Source organism: Uliginosibacterium sp. TH139, from assembly GCF_002855595.1.
Classification (GTDB): domain Bacteria; phylum Pseudomonadota; class Gammaproteobacteria; order Burkholderiales; family Rhodocyclaceae; genus Uliginosibacterium; species Uliginosibacterium aquaticum.
In genome coordinates this window covers 112,179-130,633 of sequence record NZ_PKRR01000009.1, presented here as the reverse complement: position 1 = coordinate 130,633, position 18,455 = coordinate 112,179, and the positions used below count along the sequence as shown (strand labels likewise).

Genomic DNA, 18,455 nt, shown 5'->3' with positions numbered 1-18,455 from the left:
GCAACCTCCATTCTTGGTCGGACATGAGCACCTAACGTTTGACGTGAGGGGCCGCCGTAGCGGCGAAGCCGCGAAGGGAACCCACAAGCGCAGCTTGTGGGCGGTCCCTCTCGACGGAATGGTTAGGTGCGGCGCGGCTATCTGACGGCATAGGCTTTGTACTTTTCAACGAACTCACGTGCCGCCTCAAGAGTTTCTGGATACGGAACAACATCGTGATGCCGTGGGCCAACACGAATCTTTTGGAACCGGAAACCATGTGAAAACAGGTAGCGGATTTTCAGCCATTGTTTTGCGTCGGTCCTCTTCGGTGACTTGAAGTGCCTTCCAAAATTGTGTGCAGGCCCGCCGCAATCTGGGCACGGGAGCTCCGCAGGACATTCTTGTGACAGATTGAGCTCGCGCTTAAACGATTTGCAGCAGCTCAAACAAGCGAAAGCCATGTTGTAAGGCGTTCCCATTTTCTTGAGCACCTAACGTTGTTTAGATCTTGTTTCGACTAATAAAAACAAGGCCCCTTTCGGAGCCTCGTTTCAATTCCACAAACTTCCAATCACCCACAAGTCCCCACCGCCCCGCAAGCCGTGCAGAAATCACACCCATCCTTCCTGATCATGGTGTGGTTGCCGCATTCGGGGCAGGCTGCACCCTGCATGACTTTGGGCTCTTCCTTCTCACGTGGGGTTTCGAGGATGCCCATTTCGCGCATTGGGTAGCCGTTCTCGTCCAGCACGCCGAGCATGGCGTAGCGGTGGATGACGAGGCGGGCCAGGTAGGCGACGGTGCTGGGCCAGTTTTGCTGGCGGCGGGTGCCGGGTACGAAGGCCATGAAGTCACCCAGGGGTTCCGGGTAGTTCAGGAGCTTACGCAGCTTCATGCCGATCCAGGCCGGGTCGACCACGCGCATGTCGAGCGAGAGCAGGCGGGCCAGACCATCCAGGGCGCGCGGGTAGTTGCCCGAGAGCCACATGGAGTAGGGGCGGGTCTGGGGCTGACCTCCGGGGCCGTCCGGCAGGGTGATTTCTTTCAGGCCCAGCACGAAGTCTTCATTGGTCGCCGGGTTCTGGATGTCTACCGTCCAGGAAAGGGTGCCGTCGGCGCCGGTCTTGGGTTCGGCCACCGAGAATACGGCGTCGCGTACCGGGGTTTCGCCTTCGCCTTCAAAGGCGCCGAGGGCTTCGCAGCGGTGGCGGATGATCTGGGCGAAGGCCGAGACGACGCCGGGCACGCGCTTGTGCTCGCCATGCGGCGGGAAGGGCAGCTCGAAGGAGGCTTCACCGACGGTATGGGCCAGGGTGTCTAGCTTGAGTTTGAGCCAGGCGCGGTCGTTCGCGCGCATGTCCATCGACAGGGTCTTGGCGACGGCGCCGAGGCCACGCGGCTGGTCGGCACCATTCACCCACACTTCGAAGGGCTTGCTGTGGCCGGGGCGGCCGTTCTCTGCCTGGCCGACGAAGATTGCAAAACTGCCCGAGGGGCTGTTGAGCATGTAGGTCCAGGAGAGGTTGCCGTCGGGCATCTCCGGGCGACCCGGCCAGCGCAGGCTGGAGAGCACCGGGGCGGGCAGGTTGGGGATGGTGAGGCGGCGGTTGGCATCACTCATCTGCACGTCGTGCGGGGCCTTCTTGTCGTCGCCAGCGGCCGGGGTGCTCGGGCCAACGGAGAGGACGGAGCCGAGTACGCTGTTCGGGCGATAGGTGGCCAGCCCTTTGAGACCGGACTTCCAGGCGCTCATGTAGAGGTCTTCGAAATCGGCGTAGGGATAGTCTTCCGGCACGTTCACGGTCTTGGAGATGGCGGTGTCGACATACGGGGCGACGGCGGCAACCATGTCCTTGTGCGCGGCGGCAGAGAGTTCCAGCGCGGTGACGAAGTATTCGGGCAGCTGGGCGGTGTTGCCGCCGAGGTGCTTGTAGAGGCGCCACGCGTAGTCTTCGACCGCGTATTCCTTGTGGGTGCCATCCACCATGCGTTTTTTGCGGGTGTAGGTCCAGGAGAAGGGCGGCTCGATGCCGTTCGAGGCGTTATCCGCAAAGGCCAGCGAAATCGTGCCGGTGGGGGCTATCGAGAGCAGGTGGGAGTTGCGGATGCCGTGCTTGCGCACTTGCTCTTTGACTTCGTTCGGCAGGCGCGAGGCGAAGTTGCCGCCCGACAGATACATGTCGGCGTTGAACAGCGGGAAGGCGCCGCGCTCCTTGGCCAGTTCGACCGAGGCGAGGTAGGCGGAGTCGCGCATGGCCTTGCTGATCTGGGTGGCCATGTCGCGGGCGGCCTGGGTGTCGTAACGCAGGCCGAGCATGATCAGGGCGTCGCCCAGACCGGTGAAGCCGAGGCCGACGCGGCGCTTGTTGGCGGCTTCCTGCGCTTGCAGGTCGAGCGGCCAGTGTGTCACGTCGAGCACGTTATCCAGCATGCGGATCGAGGTGGCAACGCACTTGCCGAAGGCGACTTCATCGAACTTTGCCTTCTTGGTGAAGGGGCTCTTGATGAAGCGGGTGAGGTTGATCGAGCCCAGGCAGCAGCAGCCATACGGCGGCAGAGGCTGCTCGGCGCAGGGGTTGGTGGCTTCGATGGTTTCGCAGTAGTTAAGGTTGTTGTCCTTGTTCATGCGATCCAGGAACAGGATGCCCGGCTCGGCGTGATCGTAGGTGGAGCGCATGACTTGCTCCCACAGATCGCGGGCCGGCACCTTGCGGTACACCCACAGGCCGTCGTCACGCTGGTAGGCGCCAGCGGCCTTGATGTCACTGGCCGGCTCGGCCTTGTGCACCAGTTCGATGTCGCCATTGGTTTCAACGGCGCTCATGAACGCGTCGCTCACGCCGATGGAGATGTTGAAGTTGGAGAGGTCGCCGGAATCCTTGGCATGGATGAAGGCTTCGATATCCGGGTGGTCGCATCTCAATACGCCCATCTGCGCGCCACGGCGGGCTCCGGCGGACTCTACGGTTTCGCAGGAGCGGTCGAACACGCGCATGTAGCTGACCGGGCCGGAAGCGCGGCTCTGGGTGCCACGCACCGCAGCGCCCACCGGGCGGATCGAGGAGAAGTCGTAACCCACACCACCGCCACGACGCATGGTTTCGGCGGCGTGCGAGAGCGCCGTGTAGATGCCGGGGCGGCCGTCGACTTCTTCAGTGATGGAGTCGCCCACCGGTTGCACGAAGCAGTTGATCAGGGTGGCGGCCAGCGAGGTGCCGGCGGCGGAGTTGATGCGCCCACCCGGGATGAAGCCGGCGACCTGGGCTTCGAAGAAGCGCTCTTCCCACTTGGCGCGCTTGTCTTCAGTTTCGACGGCCGCGAGGGCGCGAGCGACGCGACGGCGCACATCGGTGACCGAGGTTTCGTCACCCTTCGCATATTTCTCGAGCAGGATCTCACCCGAGATTTCTTGCTCTGCGAGGGTGGAAACGGCTTCGTCGCGGATCTGTGCATCCATCGTGGTGACTCCCTTAAGTGATTTTTTGTGGCGTGCGGCGCCTGAGAAGCCTCGTTTGGTACGAGGGGCTGGCGGCAGCGTTGGAACAGGCGAACGGTACTACATCTAGTTTTGGATTTGCAGTCTTGCACTAGATGTAGGGTTGTGCCTTGAAGGGCAGGTGCGTCGGAAACGGCCTTTTGGCAAGGCTTTTCAGCGCATGAAAAAAGCTGATGGCGGGAAAACCCGTAGCGGATTCCGCTGTGGGCGAGAAACCTTTTCTGAAGCGCGGGTTTTCAGGCCAGCCCGAGGGACTGCATCACCGATTCGAGCTGGGCATCGCAGTTTTCGGCAAAAACGGGCAGCAGTGCGAGGTCGACGCCAGACAGCTCCGGAGTGTCCGGGTCCAGCAGCGGGCAGGCGGCGCTGATGGTCTCGCCACGTTCGCTGGCTTCGGCCATCGAGATGGCCAGGTTCAGGCGTGCGGCTTCGGAGGAAAATTCGCCGGCCAGTGCAGGCTGGAGCTGCGAGCCGATGACGGTGCCGATGCTGGCCGGCAGCATCCAGGAGGCGCAGAGGGCCGCGCCGACCTCACTGAAGTCGCAGCCGATGATTTCGCGCTCCTTTTGGGCTAGTTCGCGCAGGTCCAGGCTGGACATTTCGAGCACGATGCCCATCAGGTCCGCTACCGCGTGGTACATCACGAGGTGGCCCATGTCCGAGAGCAAGCCGATGATGAAACTGCGTTCGGAGTCTCGGTTCTCAAGGCTGCGCGCGAACTGACGGCAGAGCAATGCACGGCGGATGCTGCCGCGCCAGAAGCGTTGCATGTCCATGCGCTGCGGGCGGATGCCGTGAAAGGCGGCGGCCAGGGTGCCGGCCAGCACGATATCGCCTACTTGTTCCATGCCGATCAGGCTGATGGCGCGAGAGAGCGTTTCGATGCGTCGCGGGAAGCCGTAGAAAGCACTGTTGGCGATGTGCAGCAGGGTGCCGGAGAGGGCGGGGTCGTTGGCTATCAGCTCGGCCAGTTCGCCGATGCTCAGCTCGGGGCGCGCCAGCGCCTGGCGGATCTTGTAGTACAGGTCAGGCAGACTGGCCAGGTGGTCCTGGCTGGCAACGAGTTCCTGAGCTAGATGCATGGCACTCCCCTGCGGATGAATCGGCGCATTATCCCCGCAAGGGATGGGGTTGTCAGGCCTGAGTTTCCGGGCCGAGGGTGTGTTCGATGATGTTGATGCGGTCTTTGACCAGCAATTTACGTTTTTTGAGGCGCCGCACCATGACCTCGTCTTCCGATTCGCCGTTGCACAGGCGGGAGATTGCTTCATCCAGCTCGCGGTGTTCGGCGCGCAGGGTGTCGAGACGATGACTGAGGCTCATCGCAGCCTGGAACATGTCGCTCATCGGTGTGCTCCTGAAATTTTTCTTATTGTGATGCTTTCCTGTCCACGATAGCGTTTGAACAGGGGAACCTAAAGCCATCGACACAACTCGTAACCATCGGGGACTTGAGAAATCCCTTCGCGGACCGATATCAAAATCAGGCCCCGGTGAAATCGTTCTCCTGCCTTGCCGCCAACCCGACGTAACAGGAGGTTCATCATGAATATCGTATTGAACAATCCGGTGTTGTACGTGGTGGACTACCCCTCGGTCGGGGCGATTGAAGTGATCGACAAACGCAAGGCCCGCGGGGTTTTGCTCGAGGGTGATGCTGCCCAGCGTTTCAAGCGCGAGCTGAAGGATGCGATGGAGCAGAACGAGGAGGGCGAGGAGCTTGATTTCGATCCCTATCTTGATGGCTTCGACGCCTTGCTGACCCAGCCGGCGATCTATCAGTAGCGCCTGCGCGACGGAAGTTTTCCGCTCCGGCACGGCTGTGGCATCCTTGGCCGCATGAACAAGGCTTTCGTCAAGGAAGGCAGCGAGGACGACGATGACGAACTCGCTGCTGAACCCTCTTTGCCTGCGGGCAGCAAGTACTACATCACTCGGCGCGGCTTCAACCGCCTGAAGGCCGAGCTCGACCAGCTGGTGCGCGTGGAGCGGCCGGAGGTGGTGTCCATCGTGTCGTGGGCGGCGTCCAATGGTGATCGCTCCGAGAACGGTGACTACATTTATGGAAAGCGCCGTCTGCGCGAGATCGACCGACGCATCCGGTTCCTGATCAAGCGGCTGGAGTCGGCAACGGTGGTCGACCCGGATGCGCAGGAGAATCTGGAGCAGGTCTTTTTCGGGGCGACGGTGACGGTTTGCGATCAGGAGGGCGAGGAGTTCGTCTATCAGATCGTGGGCGTGGATGAGGCCAATGCCAGCGAGGGGCTGGTGAGCTGGATCTCGCCCCTGGCCAAGGCGCTGATGAAAGCCCGCGAGGGTGACACGGTGCGTTTTGCCAGTCCGGGTGGGCTGCGTGAGCTGGATGTGCTCGAAATCCGTTATCTGAAGCAGGACTGATTCAAGTTGACGTCTTCGCCGGTCGTGAAAGCGGGAAGACAAGGAGTCTTCCGTGGCTGATAGCGCTTGTTCCTCTGATCGCCCTGATCCAGTGATGCAGGCGCGCGCACGCGAGTCCTTGTTGCGCCTGCATCTGGACTACAGTCGCCGGGCCCTGGCTGTTTCCGGACTGGCCAGCCTGCTGGTTCTGGTGGTGTTTCATGGCGCCATGCGTCCGGCCTGGGCGCTGTATGCCTGGGCCTTGTTACTCAACGCGGTGAGTGGCGGGCGACTCTATCTTGCCCATCGCTGGCGTAACGACCCACAGGGACTTCTGCGCGGGCCGCAGTGGGAGCGCCGTTTTGCGCTGATGGCGGGGGCCTCCGGCCTGATCTGGGGGGCGCTGTGTCACCTGCTTTATCCCGAGGCCGAGAGTGGTTTGCGTGCAGTCGCCCCACTCTGCCTGATGGGCGTTGCGGCGGGGGCTGTGATGTCCTTGTCGACCAACATGCCGGCCTTCTATGCTTTTTTTCTGGGCATGCTCGGGCCGGGCAGCATTTTTCTGCTCCTGCAGGAGAGCGGGGCCGAGCGCTGGACTGGCTTCATCATGCTGGTGTTCACTCTGACTTCCTTCGTCAATGGCCGCCATGCGGCGGGCAGTCTCAGCCGGGCCGATGCCTTGCGACTGGAGCTGGCGGCGGCGGTGGAGTCTGCTGAAGCGGCTTGCGCGCGAGCGGAGCAGGCAAGTCAGGCGAAAAGCATGTTCCTCGCTAACATGTCGCACGAATTGCGCACGCCGATGCACGCGATCTTGAGCTTTTCCCAGCTCGGCATGGAGCGGGCGGGAGAGCGCAAGATCGTCGATTACTTCGAGCGGGTGCATCAGAGCGGCAGTCGTCTGCTGGGGCTGATCAATGGGCTGCTGGATCTTTCCAAGCTGGAAGCAGGGCACATGGGCATGAGCTTCCAGCCCCAGAGCCTGCGTCCCTTGGTGGATGCCGCCCTGGTGGAGCTGGCGCCTCTGCTGCAGGCGGCTTCGCTGGAGGTGGAGGTGCAGGAAGAGCCCTGCCTGCCTGCTGCTGCGCTGGATGCCTTGCGTATCGGCCAGGTGCTGCGCAATCTGCTTTCCAATGCGATCAAGTTCTCGCCGCCGGGTGGGCGCATCAATGTGCATCTCGGTCTGGTTGCGGCCACACGCCAGGAGCTGCCCTGGTTACGCTTGGCGATCGTGGATCACGGCCCGGGCATTCCTGAAGATGAGCTGGAAAGCGTCTTCGATGAATTCGTGCAGAGTAGCCAGACGCGTACCGGTGCGGGGGGTACCGGCCTGGGCCTGGCGATCTGCCGGCATATCGTGCTAGCCCATGGCGGGCGCATCCAGGCGCGCAATGCGGCCCTCGGCGGTGCCGAGCTGATCGTCGACCTGCCGGCGCAGCCCTGATCCGCCCGCCGCGCTTTTCGCTGCGCAGGGCTGCGGGCACAATGCGGCTCCCTGTGTTGCGAGTGTTCCCGTGGACGGAGTCGTGCTGAGCTATCTGAGTGGATATCCCGAGTCGCTGCGCGGCCAGGTGGCGCTCGCCATCGAGCAGGGGCGGCTGGGCGAGGCCTTGCGGCAGCGCTACCCGCAGGCGCATGAGATTCGTTCCGATGCGGCTTTGTACGACTATGTACAGAGCCTCAAGGCGGGCAGCCTGCGCAATGCCGCGCCGCTCAGCAAGGTGGCCTTCGATGCACGCTTGCAGACCTTGCGCAATGCGCTCGGCACGCACACCACGATTTCGCGTGTGCAGGGAGGGAAACTCAAAGCCAAGCGCGAGATCCGCGTGGCCAGCGTGTTCCGTGAGGTGCCTGAGGCTTTCCTGCGCATGATCGTAGTGCATGAGCTGGCGCACCTGAAGGAGCGCGATCATGACAAGGCTTTCTACCAACTGTGCTGCCACATGGAGCGGGACTATCACCAGCTTGAGTTTGATGTGCGGGCCTGGTTGTGCTGGCGCGAGTCCGGTGGCGCGGTGCTGTGGGCCTGAGAAGCCGTCACGATCTGTAGCGAAAGGCCAGCACGGGAACCGGAGTTTATGTTGATAACTGAGGACTCCGAGCAGCGCATGAGCCCTGATCACGGCCTCGCCATCAGATCATGAACAGCGCTGAATGACGGGTCGTGCGGCTTTTTTCCAAGGGTTCTTACATCTGCTGGAAGATGAAGGAGGTAAAGAACACCTCCTTGATGCCACTCTTTTCGTCCGTTTCGAGATCGGTATTGAGTTCCTCGACCAGGGATTCTGCCAGTTCCTGACGCCCTTCCTGGGTGCGTAGCGCGTCTGGCGACATGCCGGCCACCACGATCAGCACCCTGTGTTGCAGCATGGGCTTGAAGTCGTCGATCAGCTTGGCGCTTTCAGGCTTGGCCGGCACCATGACCAGCTGGAGCTGGAGGATCACGCCACCGCGTCCGGTCTTGCCCACATTCACGATGAAATTCATCGGCGCGGGGCCGCTGGCGCCTTCGCCCCCTCCTCCGCTGGCCCGTGCCGGTGGCAGGCTCAGGGCAATAAGGGAGGCGAACAGCAAGCTGCTGCGGGCAAGCAGGGAAACGGGGGAAAACATCCGGGCCTCCGGTTGGGGGAGAAGTGGCGGGTCCGGAAGTTTCTACGGCAGCCTTGCGGCTTCCTGAAGTGGAAATTGCTGCGCCGCAGGATTCAGTCGAGATATTTCAGGGCGGTGTATTTGACGCTTTGCCTGTCGCTGAGCGGAACGCCGACTCCCATCCCCATGCCGTAGAAGCCGCCGCCGTAGTAGCCCGAGCCTCCGCCGACCATGATGCTGGAGGAGGGGGCGGCGCGCGTCGGGATCGGCACTTCGATCAGCGCATTGGCGCCGATCTCGCGGGCCTTGGCGAGCACGGCAGAGTCGATGCTGCGGTGGTTGTCGTCAGCCAGGAGGCCGCGCGGATCGTCGATGTAGCCGAGGATGGCGTATTTGCGCGGCGGCTCGCCGTTGAACCAGACATCAATACCTTCTACCGTGAAGCGGCTGCCGCCCTTGCCTTCATGAAGGTTCTCGCGTGCTTCATGCGGATAGAACTGGGTGGTGGCACAGCCGCCGAGCAGGCTCAGCAGGGCAAGGCAGACAAGCAGGTAGCGGATGGGCAGCATGAGGGGCTCCGTGAATCTCTTCTGATTAAACACCACGCTTGAAGCTGTCGCACTGGCGAATGTCGCCGGCGTCGAAACCGGTGCGGAACCATTTCTGGCGCTGGGCTGAACTGCCGTGGGTGAAACTGTCCGGCGTGGCGTAACCGCGCGCGTTCTTCTGCAAGGTGTCGTCGCCGATGGCGCTGGCGGCGCTCAGCACGCGTTCGATATCGCCCGCTTCCAGCACCTTGCGCTGCTGGTTGGCGTGATGCACCCACACGCCGGCGAGGCAGTCAGCCTGCAGTTCGAGGCGCACCGAGAGGGCATTGCCTTCTTTTTCGGTGGCGTTCTGACGTGCGCGCTGCACTTTTTCCGAGATGCCCAGCAGGTTCTGTACGTGATGACCGACTTCGTGGGCGATCACATAGGCCTGGGCTGCATTGCCCGGCGCCTTGAAGCGGCGCTCGAGCTCATCGAAGAAGTCGAGATCGAGATAGACGCGCTGGTCGGCCGGGCAGTAGAAGGGGCCCATGGCAGCCTGACCCTGGCCACAGGCGGTTTGCGTGGCGTCGCGGAACAACACCAGGCGCGGCTCGGCGTATTCGCGTCCGGCCTGGCGGAAAACCGCCTGCCAGGTGACTTCGGTGTCGCGCAGGACTTGGGCTACGAAGCGCTTCTGGGCTTCTTCAGCCGGGCTGGCCTGCACCGGGCCGGCCTCTACTCGTGCCGGCTGGCGGCCTTCGAGCAGGCTAAGGCCGTTGAGCACCACACTCGGGTCGATGCCGAGGAAGTAGGAGGCGGCCAGTGCGATCACGATGCCGCCGATGCCCAGGCCACCCCGCCCACCCGGAATCATCCGGCTGCCACGGCGATCCTCGATGTTGTTGCTCTCGTCACCATCCATGCGCATTTGGGATTCTCCTCAGGGCCACTGACGGGTATTGGAACGCGTTTCACTGGTGTGCCACAAGCCCATGAAGTCCGGGCTGCGCACCGGGCAGGCGGAGGCGATGAAGCGCGAGGTGCTGCCTGTGCTGATGGCGGTGTCGCTGCCCTCAAGAATCACGCCGGCCAGATCAAGGCGGGCGCGTTCGGCATGGATTGCGGTGGGGGCATTGATCTCGCTGGCGGTGGCGACGAGTTCGGAGTTGATGAGGGTGATGCCGGTCTCTTCGCCACGGATGCGGGTGTTGAGCATCTGGACGATCGAATCGCGGATGATAAGGCGTTCGGCGACGAGATCCTGCAGCAGCAGGCCGGCACAGTTTTCGATGCGCACTTCGCGGAACTGGCCGCTGAGGCGTCCGCCGTCCTCGCCCTGGCACAGGTAGTCACGGCTGCTGGCCGGTGCTGCCGGGGGTGCGCTGAAGCCTTGCGGCGCTTCGCTTAGGGCGTGGTCCAGACGGTTCATGAACGCATTGAAGCTGGCTGACTCCATTGGCGTGTGGCCGACGCCGGGCAGGCTCAGCAACTGGGCCTGGGGCAGGCGTCGGGCGAGCATCTGGCCGGTGCGCAGTGGGGCGACCGGGTCCGCCTCGCCCCAGATCAGCCAGGTGGGCAGCGGCATGCTGGTGGCTGCGTTGCTGAAATCTTCCTCGACCAGCGCCATGCCGGCATTGGCGTTCGACTGGCCGCTGAAGGCGCCGCCCCACAGGCTCTCCGAGCTGTTGAGCAGGCGGCCCGGGTCCGGCAGACCAAAGACGCGCTCAATGGTGCTGTCGGAGAAATCACGTACGCGTTCGAGCAGGCCGCGCAGAGTGCCGCTGGTTTGCCCGGAGCCGAGGCGACCAGTGATCGAGTGTTTGGTGAAGGCGGTGCGGTGCAGGATGCCGGCGGCGTCGACAAGAATCAGTCGGGAGAGCAGCTCGGGTCGGGTGGCGGCCAGGCGCAGCGCCACTGCGCCACCCATGGAGTGACCGATGACGATGGCGGGGCCCTTGGCGTGGCGTGTCAGCAGTGCGCTCAGCACGCGGGCGTAGTGGGTCGGCGAGTATTTCCCGGTGGGGGCGTCGGAGTAGCCGAAGCCGGGCAGATCCAGCGCCAGCACATGATACTGGCGGGCCAGTTCCGGAATGACGCTGGCCCAGTCGGTGAAGCCGTTCTGGCCCAGGCCATGCACCAGTAGGATGGTCTGGCTGTGTTCCAGACCGGCTTCGATGACCAGAGTCTGGCTGTTCCAGACCGGTTCGCGCTCGCGGTAGAGTTGCCAGTCAGCAGGTACGTGCTGACGCAGGATGTTCAGGGTGAGCAGGCGTTCGCGACAGAGTTCGCAGCTCGGTGCCGAGGCCGTGGCGCTGGGCTGGGCCTGGGCAGTCAGGCCGGTGAGCAGAAGCAGGAAGAGCGCAAGACAGAAGGCTGGCAGACGCAGCATGCGACAAGAAAACCGGGCAGCGGGATGCCCGGATCATAACAGCCCGCGTGGCGCGATCAGCGCCCGCCGCTGCAGCCGCAACCGCCCGAGCCGCCGCAGGAGCCGGCGCCTTCGCTTTCACTGGCGTGCTGATGGGCCTGGATGTGGAAATCAATCACCACCGGGCCGCTGCGGTCCACATACTCGACGCGGATCTGGCCGCCGTAGCGTTGGCCCATCTGGGCGAGCAGCGGCAGGGGGTCGTGATCATTGATGAAGCGCATGACTTCGCCGTCTTCGAGGGATTCGATGGCGCCGAAGATGGCCGAATGACGGAAGCGCTTGCTGATGCCGCGCGCGTCAAAGATGTGGGTGTCGAGATGGTTTTCGCTGCAGCAATCCATGCTGGCCTCCGTGGGGTGATGAAGGCCATGATTCTCGGCGGCGGGCTCCTGCCGCCGCCTTGATCCAGGATAGCTTGCGCAGTGCCCCTGAACGCTCAGCCGCCGAACTCGAGCATCAGCAGGGTCTGCGCATTGTGGGTGGCGGCATTGGCGCGCGGGCTGCGGCGGCGGTAGTGGCCGTTGTCATCCATCTCCCAGGCCTGGCTGTTGTCAGCCAGGTAAGGTTTGAGGCCTTCGCGGATTACGCGGCGCTTGAGCTTGGCATCCAGAATGGGGAAGCAGGATTCGATGCGACGGAAGAAGTTGCGATCCATCCAGTCGGCGCTCGACAGATAGACCTGCTCCTCGCCGTCGGCATGGAAGTAGAAGACCCGGGTGTGTTCGAGGAAGCGACCGACTACCGAGCGCACCTTGATGTTCTCGGAAAGCCCCGCCACGCCCGGGCGCAGGGCGCAGGCGCCGCGTACGATGAGATCGATCTCGACACCGGACTGGGAGGCCATGTACAGGGCCTGAATGGTCTGTGGCTCCATCAGGGCGTTCATCTTGGCAATGATGCGGCCCTTGCGCCCCTGGCGTGCGGCCTCGGCTTCGGCGTCGATGGCGGCGATCACGTTGCGCTGCATTGAGAATGGCGATTGCCACAGGTGACGCAGCTCTTCGGCGTGGCCGAGACCGGTGAGCTGCTTGAAGATCTCATGCACATCGGCACAGATTTCTTCGTTGGCCGTCAGCAGGCCGAAGTCGGTATAGAAGCGGGCGGTGCGCGGATGGTAGTTGCCGGTGCCCAGGTGCACATAGCGGCGCAGGAACTGATGGCCGTTGCGGTCTTCCTCGCGGCGTACGATCAGCAGCATCTTGGCGTGGGTCTTGTAGCCGAACACGCCATACACCACGTGGGCGCCTGCGTCTTCAAGCTTGGCCGCCCAGTTGATGTTGGCCTCTTCGTCGAAGCGCGCCATCAGTTCGACCACCACGTTCACTTCCTTGCCCTTGCGCGCTGCACGCAGCAACTGCTCCATGAGCACGGAGTCGGTGCCGGTGCGGTAAACCGTCATGCGGATGGCGACGACGTTGGGGTCATCGGCCGCATCGCGGAGCAGTTCGATGACCGGTTCGAAGCTCTGGAAGGGGTGGTGCAACAGCACATCACGGGCCTGGATCTCGGCGAAGAGATCGGCGCGCTTGTCCAGGCTCTTCGGCAGCGAGGGCACGAAGGGCTTGAATTTCAAGTCCGGGCGATCGACCCAGTCCGGCACCTGCATCAGGCGCACCAGATTGACGATGCCGGGTACGCGGTAGACCTCGTCACGGGAGAGTCCGAACTGCTGCTGCAGGAATTCGACCATCTGCGGCGAGGCGTTGTCGGCAACCTCCATGCGCACCGCGTCGCCGTAGTTGCGCTGCTGCAATTCGCCCTGCAGGGTCTTGCGCAGATCCTTGACCTCTTCTTCATCAACGAACAGGTCGCTGTTGCGGGTGACGCGGAATTGGTAACAGCCGAGTACGTTCATGCCCGGGAACAGCTCGCCGACGAAGGCGTGCAGCACCGAGGAGAGGAACACGAATCCATGCTCGAGGCCGGTGAGCTCGCGCGGCAGCCGAATCACTCGTGGCAGGGCACGCGGGGCCTGCACGATGGCGATGTTTGAGCTGCGCCCGAAGGCGTCACGCCCTTCGAGCTCCACCACGAAATTAAGGCTCTTGTTCAGGAGGCGCGGGAAGGGATGGGCTGGGTCCAGCCCCACCGGCGTGAGGATGGGCATGACCTGGTTTTCAAAGTATGCGCGTACCCAGGCGCTCTGTTCGGCAGTCCACAGCGAGCGGCGCAGGAACACGATGCTTTCTTTGGCGAGGCCGGGCAGGATCTCTTCGTTGAGCAGGGCGTACTGCTCGGCGATGATCTCGTGCACTTCCTGGCTGATCTGGCGATAGTGGTTCTTGGGCGAGAGGCCGGCGTAGTTGGCGCTGCCCTGCTTGATCTGCTCTTTGATGCCGGCCACGCGGATTTCGAAGAACTCGTCCATGTTGCTCGACACGATGCACAGGTATTTCAGGCGCTCAAGCAGGGGCACGTTGTCGTCGGCAGCCTGGGCCAGCACCCGGCGCTGGAAGGCCAGGATGGAAAGCTCGCGATTGAGCAGGTTCTCTGGTGCGGGCGTGGGGTAGGTCAGCGAATGGGGCATGGCAGGCATGAGAGTGGGATCGGCGCGCAACAGGGTCGGCGCGTGAGTGTGTGACATTCTAGTTACAGCATGATGACAGCGTCAGGCGCCATGCGGGCAGCGCCGACAGCTGCCGTGGAGCCCGGTTTTCCGGGCTAGAATCGGGGCTTCGATTGCCAAGCGCACATTCTGCTCATGCCGCAAAGTCTCGTCTGTGCCGTTGATCTGGGTTCCAACAGCTTTCGCCTGATGGTCGGGCGGGTGCAGGGGGATCAGATCTATCCGCTCGATGGCCTCAAGGAGGCGGTGCGCCTGGCCGCCGGTCTGGGGCCGGACAAGCTGCTCGACGAGGCAGCCCAGCAGCGCGGACTCGAGGCCCTGCGCCGCTTCAACGAGCGCCTGCGCGGGTTTCGCCCGGATGCAGTGCGTGCGGTAGCAACCAATACCTTGCGGGTGGCCAAGAACGCCCCGGAGTTCCTGCTGCGCGCCGAAGAGGCGCTGGGCTTCCCGATCGAGGTGATCGCCGGGCGCGAGGAAGCACGCCTGATTTATGTCGGCGTGGCGCATACCCTGCCGGATCCGCAGCGTCAGCAACTGGTGGTCGATATTGGCGGCGGTTCCACCGAATTCATCATCGGCCGCGATTTTGAGCCCCTGCATCTCGAATCGCTGTACATGGGCTGCGTCAGCTATACCCTGCGCTTCTTCCCACAGGGGCGCCTCACGCGGGCGGCGCTGCGCGAAGCGGAGCTGGCGGCAGCAACCGAGCTGGAGTCGATCGCCCAGACTTACCGCAGCACCGGCTGGGAGCTGGCGGTGGGCTCTTCCGGCAGCGCCAAGGCCTTGTGCGACGTGCTGGAACTCAATGGCCTGTCTAGCGGCGGCATCACCCGCGATGGCATCGACAAGCTGCGCGAGCTGATGCTGCGCGCTGGCCATGTCGACAAGCTGCAGCTCGAAGGCCTTAAGAACGACCGTCTGCCGGTGTTTGCCGGCGGCTTCGCGATCATGTCGGCGATCTTTACGGCGTTTGGCCTCGAGCGCATGGAGTTCTCCGATGGCGCTCTGCGCCTCGGCGTGCTCTACGACCTGCTCGGGCGCTATCACCGCCATGACTTACGCGATGCAACGGTGGAAAACTTTGTGCGCCGTTATCAGGTGGATGCCGCCCAGGCCCGCCGGGTGGCCGATACCGCGCTGCAATTGCTGGTGCCGTTGCTGGCGGGTGAGAACGAGGAGCTGGCACGGGATGAACGGCGCTTCCTTGAGTGGGCCGCCCAGCTGCACGAAATCGGCCTGTCGGTGGCGCATTCGAGCTACCACAAGCACAGTGCCTACATTGTGGCTAACGCCGACATGCCGGGCTTTTCGCGCATGGAGCAGGGGCGCCTGGCAAGGCTGGCGCTGGCCCATCGCGGCAAGCTTGAACGGGTTCAGGCGCTCGGCCCGCAGAGCCCGGACTGGCGTTTGATCCTGTGCCTGCGTCTGGCTACGATGCTGCATCGCTCACGTCAGCCGCGCGAAGCGGTGCCGGTTCAGGTCGAGCTCGACAAGCGTGGCGGCTTCATCGTGCACGCTGCCCAGGACTGGCTGCAGGCCTCTCCGCTGAGTGCTGCAGCCCTGCACGATGAAGAGGCGCAGTGGGCGCGTCTTGGCCGCAGCTTGCGGGTACGTGCCCGGCGTCCTGCGGATGCGCTAGGCGTCTGACGATGCAGGCGCGTCCGCAACCGCATCTGGAACACGAAGGCGCGCACTGCCGCCTCTCGGGAGACTGGACTCTCGCCGCGCTGCGCCCGCGTCTGGTGTGGTTACGTGCGCGTTTGCTGGTGGTGCGCGCGGTGCCGGTGTGGGATCTGTCTCAGATCAGTCGCATCGACAGCTTCGGTGCGCTGCTGCTGTGGCGTGCCTGGGGCATGCGTGAGCCGGAAACCCTGGTCATGCCGCCGGCGCTGCACAGTGCCTTTGATCGTATCAAGCCGCTGGCAGGCCTGCGCCCGCCATCGCCGCATCGCGACCCGTGGCTTCCTGTGTTGCGGGTGGGGCGCACGGTGCTTGGCCTGCTCGACCAGTTACGCGACTTCAGCCACATGCTGGGGATGGTGGTGAGCGAAGTGGGGCGTCTGCTGATCGAGCCGCGCAGCATTCCGTTCAAGGAGTTTTCGGCAGCGCTCTACAAGGCCGGCGTGCAGGCCATGCCAATCTCGGCCCTGGTGGGTTTCCTGATCGGCATCGTGCTGAGCTACCTGTCGGCCTTGCAGCTGCGCAACTTCGGGGCTGACGCGCTGATCATCAACATCCTTGGTATCGGCATCATCCGCGAGCTCGGGCCGGTGTTGGTGTCGATCCTGGTGGCCGGGCGCTCCGGCTCGGCGATCACGGCCCAGCTCGGCGTGATGCGCGTTACCGAGGAGCTCGATGCGCTGTCGGCGATCGGCGTTTCGCCCTATCAGCGCCTGATCTGGCCCAAAGTGCTGGCGATGGCGATTGCGATGCCCTTGCTGGTGCTGTGGACCTCGGTGGCTGCGCTGGGCGGCGGCATGCTGGCGGCGGACCTGCAGCTTGAGATCGACTGGCGTTTCTTCCTGATGTCGCTGCCGCATGTGGTGCCGGTGCAGAACCTCTACATCGGCCTCTCCAAGGGGGCCGTGTTCGGCGTAGCCATCGCGCTGATCGCTTGTCATTTCGGCCTGCGTATTCGCCCCAATACCGAAAGTCTGTCGCGCAACACCACCTCCGCCGTGGTGACGGCGATTACGGCGGTGATCCTGCTGGATGCTGTCTTCGCGATGCTGACGCGCGGAGTCGGAGTGCCGCTGCGATGAGTACGACGGGCACGACGAGCGTGCCGGTGATCGAGCTGCGCGATGTGTGTACCCGCTTGGGCGGGCACTGGATCCATCGCAATCTGGATTTGAAGGTCGAGCGGGGCGATCTGCTGGCCCTGGTGGGCGGCTCGGGCGCCGGCAAGACGACCTTGCTGCGCCAGATGATCGGGCTGAGCCGGCCGACCCTGGGCGAGGTCCTGCTGTTCGGCGAGCGGCACCAGGCTGGCCACCGCGCCGAGCGCTTTGCGCGCCTGCGCAGGATGGGGGTGCTGTTCCAGCATGGCGCGCTGTTTTCGGCTTTTTCGGTGTTCGACAATATCGCTTTTCCGCTCCGTGAATTCGGCGGTCTGCATGAAGACGAGATCCGTCCGCTGGTGCTCTCGAAGATGGCGCTGGTGGAGCTGGAGCCGCGCCATGCCGGCCTGATGCCGGCCGAGCTTTCCGGTGGCATGGTCAAGCGTGCAGCACTGGCCCGTTCCCTGGCGCTGGAGCCCGAGCTGCTGCTGCTCGATGAGCCCACTGCCGGGCTGGATCCGGAGCGCAGTGCCGGCTTCGTGCGCCTGATCCGTCAGCTGCACGGCGAACTGGGGCTCACCGTGGTTTTCGTGACGCATGACCTGGATACCCTCTCGGCGCTGGCCAACCGCGTTGCGGTGCTGGCCGAACACCGTATACTCGCCGCAGGCACGCTCGACGAGATTCATGCTGTCGAGCATCCCTTCATCCAGAAATTTTTCCGCTACCACGCGACGGTGGACGAAGCTCCGCCCGAACCGGATTCCGACTGAAGATGGAAAACCGCGCTTACGCCCTGATGGTCGGCCTCTTTACCTTGGTGCTGGGCGCTGCCGCGCTGGCCGGGTTCTGGTGGTTTTCGGGCGGTGCGCAGGATACGACGCGCTACCTGATCGTGTCGCCGAAGAGCGTCACCGGTCTTAATCCGCAGGCCGCCGTGCGCTATCGCGGCGTGCGGGTGGGCAAGGTGATCGATGTCGACCTCACCGATACCCGCGAGGTAAACATCCTTGTGCGCGTGGATTCGGATATTCCGATCACCCGTGGCACCCGCGCCCGCATCGGCACCCAGGGTCTTACCGGCCAGGGCTTCATCCAGCTCGATGATGATGGCTCGGACCCGGTGCCACCCAAGATCATGCCCGGCAGCGGCCTGCCGCTGATTGCCATGAGCACGGGTGGCTCTCTGATGGAGAACGCCACTGAGGGCGCCCAGGAAGTCATGGCCCGCCTCAGGAGGAGCAGCGAGCGCGTCGAGAAGCTGCTCTCGGAAGAGAATGTGGCGCGCATCGACCAGACCTTGCAGAACCTCGCCGCCAGCTCGGCCAATCTGGAAAAGGCGCTGAGCCAGACGGCCGGCCTCGCCGCCGACCTGCGCCGCTTTTCGGCGCCCGAAAACGCCGAGCGACTGGCCGACACGCTGGACCAGCTGCGCGGCTTGTCCACCAAGCTGGGTCCGGCGGTGGAAGATTTCCGGAATGCGGCCGGCAAGGTTGCCGCTGCCGGCACACGTATCGACAAGCTCGGCGGCGATGTGCAGGCCAGCCTGACCGCTGAGACCCTGCCACGCATGAACCAGCTGATGCTTGAACTGCAGACCAACACCCAGCAGCTCTCCCGGGTGCTGGACGATATCGAGCGCAACCCGCAATTACTCCTGCTCGGCAAGCGCCAGCAGGAGGCCGGCCCAGGCGAGCACGCACCGTGA

At 63.6% G+C, this 18,455-nt stretch carries 17 protein-coding genes; 8 read left to right on the top strand and 9 right to left on the bottom strand.

Features of this window, described 5'->3' with window-relative positions:
- Positions 1-553 precede the first annotated feature (553 nt).
- The 3 genes from C0V76_RS17500 to C0V76_RS17490 form a co-directional block, all read right to left on the bottom strand.
- A complete protein-coding gene (locus C0V76_RS17500) occupies positions 554-3,439 on the bottom strand; it encodes an adenosylcobalamin-dependent ribonucleoside-diphosphate reductase (protein ID WP_101944193.1) in 2,886 nt (961 codons plus the stop codon).
- Between the two features lie 275 nt (positions 3,440-3,714).
- The gene (locus C0V76_RS17495; protein ID WP_101944192.1) at positions 3,715-4,560 is read right to left on the bottom strand and encodes an HDOD domain-containing protein; all 846 of its coding nucleotides are present in this window, start codon (positions 4,558-4,560) and stop codon (positions 3,715-3,717) included.
- A gap of 52 nt (positions 4,561-4,612) precedes the next feature.
- Complete coding sequence (locus C0V76_RS17490) at positions 4,613-4,825, bottom strand: YdcH family protein (RefSeq protein ID WP_101944191.1); 213 nt, start codon at positions 4,823-4,825, stop codon at positions 4,613-4,615.
- 198 nt (positions 4,826-5,023) lie between these two features.
- Here C0V76_RS17490 and C0V76_RS17485 point away from each other — a divergent pair, with 198 nt between their 5' ends.
- The 4 genes from C0V76_RS17485 (at position 5,024) to C0V76_RS17470 (ending at position 7,881) form a co-directional block, all read left to right on the top strand.
- Positions 5,024-5,263: a DUF3567 family protein gene (locus C0V76_RS17485; protein ID WP_101944190.1), complete on the top strand. Its 240-nt coding sequence runs from the start codon at positions 5,024-5,026 to the stop codon at positions 5,261-5,263.
- Between the two features lie 54 nt (positions 5,264-5,317).
- Positions 5,318-5,875 (top strand): transcription elongation factor GreB, encoded by a 558-nt coding sequence (gene greB, locus C0V76_RS17480; protein WP_101944189.1) that lies wholly within the window; start codon positions 5,318-5,320, stop codon positions 5,873-5,875.
- A gap of 52 nt (positions 5,876-5,927) precedes the next feature.
- Positions 5,928-7,295: a sensor histidine kinase KdpD gene (locus tag C0V76_RS17475; protein ID WP_143707456.1), complete on the top strand. Its 1,368-nt coding sequence runs from the start codon at positions 5,928-5,930 to the stop codon at positions 7,293-7,295.
- A gap of 70 nt (positions 7,296-7,365) precedes the next feature.
- Entirely contained in the window at positions 7,366-7,881 is a 516-nt protein-coding gene (locus tag C0V76_RS17470; RefSeq protein ID WP_101944187.1) for a M48 family metallopeptidase, read from the top strand.
- 157 nt (positions 7,882-8,038) lie between these two features.
- Here the strand turns inward: C0V76_RS17470 and fliL are convergent, their stop codons facing one another.
- The 6 genes from fliL to ppk1 all read right to left on the bottom strand — a co-directional run bounded on the left by fliL (position 8,039) and on the right by ppk1 (position 13,937).
- On the bottom strand, positions 8,039-8,461 hold the full coding sequence (gene fliL, locus C0V76_RS17465) for a flagellar basal body-associated protein FliL (RefSeq protein WP_101944186.1): 423 nt from the start codon (positions 8,459-8,461) through the stop codon (positions 8,039-8,041).
- 92 nt (positions 8,462-8,553) lie between these two features.
- Positions 8,554-9,009: a hypothetical protein gene (locus tag C0V76_RS17460; RefSeq protein WP_101944185.1), complete on the bottom strand. Its 456-nt coding sequence runs from the start codon at positions 9,007-9,009 to the stop codon at positions 8,554-8,556.
- A gap of 25 nt (positions 9,010-9,034) precedes the next feature.
- Positions 9,035-9,898 carry a neutral zinc metallopeptidase gene (locus C0V76_RS17455; RefSeq protein WP_101944184.1) on the bottom strand — a complete coding sequence of 288 codons (864 nt, stop codon included), beginning with the start codon at positions 9,896-9,898 and terminating at the stop codon, positions 9,035-9,037.
- 12 nt (positions 9,899-9,910) lie between these two features.
- Positions 9,911-11,359 (bottom strand): alpha/beta fold hydrolase, encoded by a 1,449-nt coding sequence (locus C0V76_RS17450; protein WP_101944183.1) that lies wholly within the window; start codon positions 11,357-11,359, stop codon positions 9,911-9,913.
- Between the two features lie 56 nt (positions 11,360-11,415).
- Positions 11,416-11,742, bottom strand: a complete 327-nt coding sequence (locus tag C0V76_RS17445) for a DUF2249 domain-containing protein (RefSeq protein ID WP_101944182.1) — start codon at positions 11,740-11,742, stop codon at positions 11,416-11,418.
- Between the two features lie 95 nt (positions 11,743-11,837).
- A complete protein-coding gene (gene ppk1 / locus C0V76_RS17440) occupies positions 11,838-13,937 on the bottom strand; it encodes a polyphosphate kinase 1 (protein ID WP_254048291.1) in 2,100 nt (699 codons plus the stop codon).
- A gap of 165 nt (positions 13,938-14,102) precedes the next feature.
- Between ppk1 and ppx the strand changes: the two genes are divergently transcribed.
- The 4 genes from ppx to C0V76_RS17420 are packed head-to-tail and all read left to right on the top strand — an operon-like array spanning position 14,103 to position 18,455.
- Positions 14,103-15,614: an exopolyphosphatase gene (gene ppx / locus C0V76_RS17435; RefSeq protein WP_101944181.1), complete on the top strand. Its 1,512-nt coding sequence runs from the start codon at positions 14,103-14,105 to the stop codon at positions 15,612-15,614.
- Positions 15,615-15,616: 2 nt separating this feature from the next.
- Complete coding sequence (locus tag C0V76_RS17430; RefSeq protein ID WP_101944180.1) at positions 15,617-16,729, top strand: ABC transporter permease; 1,113 nt, start codon at positions 15,617-15,619, stop codon at positions 16,727-16,729.
- Positions 16,726-17,520 carry an ABC transporter ATP-binding protein gene (locus C0V76_RS17425; protein WP_101944179.1) on the top strand — a complete coding sequence of 265 codons (795 nt, stop codon included), beginning with the start codon at positions 16,726-16,728 and terminating at the stop codon, positions 17,518-17,520. The genes C0V76_RS17430 and C0V76_RS17425 overlap by 4 nt, the downstream gene beginning before the upstream one ends.
- Before the next feature lie 2 nt (positions 17,521-17,522).
- Positions 17,523-18,455 (top strand): MlaD family protein, encoded by a 933-nt coding sequence (locus C0V76_RS17420; protein ID WP_101944178.1) that lies wholly within the window; start codon positions 17,523-17,525, stop codon positions 18,453-18,455.

What these genes read in the sequence shown, in the direction of transcription:
- C0V76_RS17500 (WP_101944193.1), bottom strand. Translation starts at nt 3,439, where the DNA reads ATGGATGCACAGATCCGCGACGAAGCCGTTTCCACCCTCGCAGAGCAA.
- C0V76_RS17495 (WP_101944192.1), bottom strand. Translation starts at nt 4,560, where the DNA reads ATGCATCTAGCTCAGGAACTCGTTGCCAGCCAGGACCACCTGGCCAGT.
- C0V76_RS17490 (WP_101944191.1), bottom strand. Translation starts at nt 4,825, where the DNA reads ATGAGCGACATGTTCCAGGCTGCGATGAGCCTCAGTCATCGTCTCGAC.
- C0V76_RS17485 (WP_101944190.1), top strand. Translation starts at nt 5,024, where the DNA reads ATGAATATCGTATTGAACAATCCGGTGTTGTACGTGGTGGACTACCCC.
- greB (WP_101944189.1), top strand. Translation starts at nt 5,318, where the DNA reads ATGAACAAGGCTTTCGTCAAGGAAGGCAGCGAGGACGACGATGACGAA.
- fliL (WP_101944186.1), bottom strand. Translation starts at nt 8,461, where the DNA reads ATGTTTTCCCCCGTTTCCCTGCTTGCCCGCAGCAGCTTGCTGTTCGCC.
- C0V76_RS17460 (WP_101944185.1), bottom strand. Translation starts at nt 9,009, where the DNA reads ATGCTGCCCATCCGCTACCTGCTTGTCTGCCTTGCCCTGCTGAGCCTG.
- C0V76_RS17455 (WP_101944184.1), bottom strand. Translation starts at nt 9,898, where the DNA reads ATGCGCATGGATGGTGACGAGAGCAACAACATCGAGGATCGCCGTGGC.
- C0V76_RS17450 (WP_101944183.1), bottom strand. Translation starts at nt 11,359, where the DNA reads ATGCTGCGTCTGCCAGCCTTCTGTCTTGCGCTCTTCCTGCTTCTGCTC.
- C0V76_RS17445 (WP_101944182.1), bottom strand. Translation starts at nt 11,742, where the DNA reads ATGGATTGCTGCAGCGAAAACCATCTCGACACCCACATCTTTGACGCG.
- ppk1 (WP_254048291.1), bottom strand. Translation starts at nt 13,937, where the DNA reads ATGCCTGCCATGCCCCATTCGCTGACCTACCCCACGCCCGCACCAGAG.
- ppx (WP_101944181.1), top strand. Translation starts at nt 14,103, where the DNA reads ATGCCGCAAAGTCTCGTCTGTGCCGTTGATCTGGGTTCCAACAGCTTT.
- C0V76_RS17430 (WP_101944180.1), top strand. Translation starts at nt 15,617, where the DNA reads ATGCAGGCGCGTCCGCAACCGCATCTGGAACACGAAGGCGCGCACTGC.
- C0V76_RS17425 (WP_101944179.1), top strand. Translation starts at nt 16,726, where the DNA reads ATGAGTACGACGGGCACGACGAGCGTGCCGGTGATCGAGCTGCGCGAT.
- C0V76_RS17420 (WP_101944178.1), top strand. Translation starts at nt 17,523, where the DNA reads ATGGAAAACCGCGCTTACGCCCTGATGGTCGGCCTCTTTACCTTGGTG.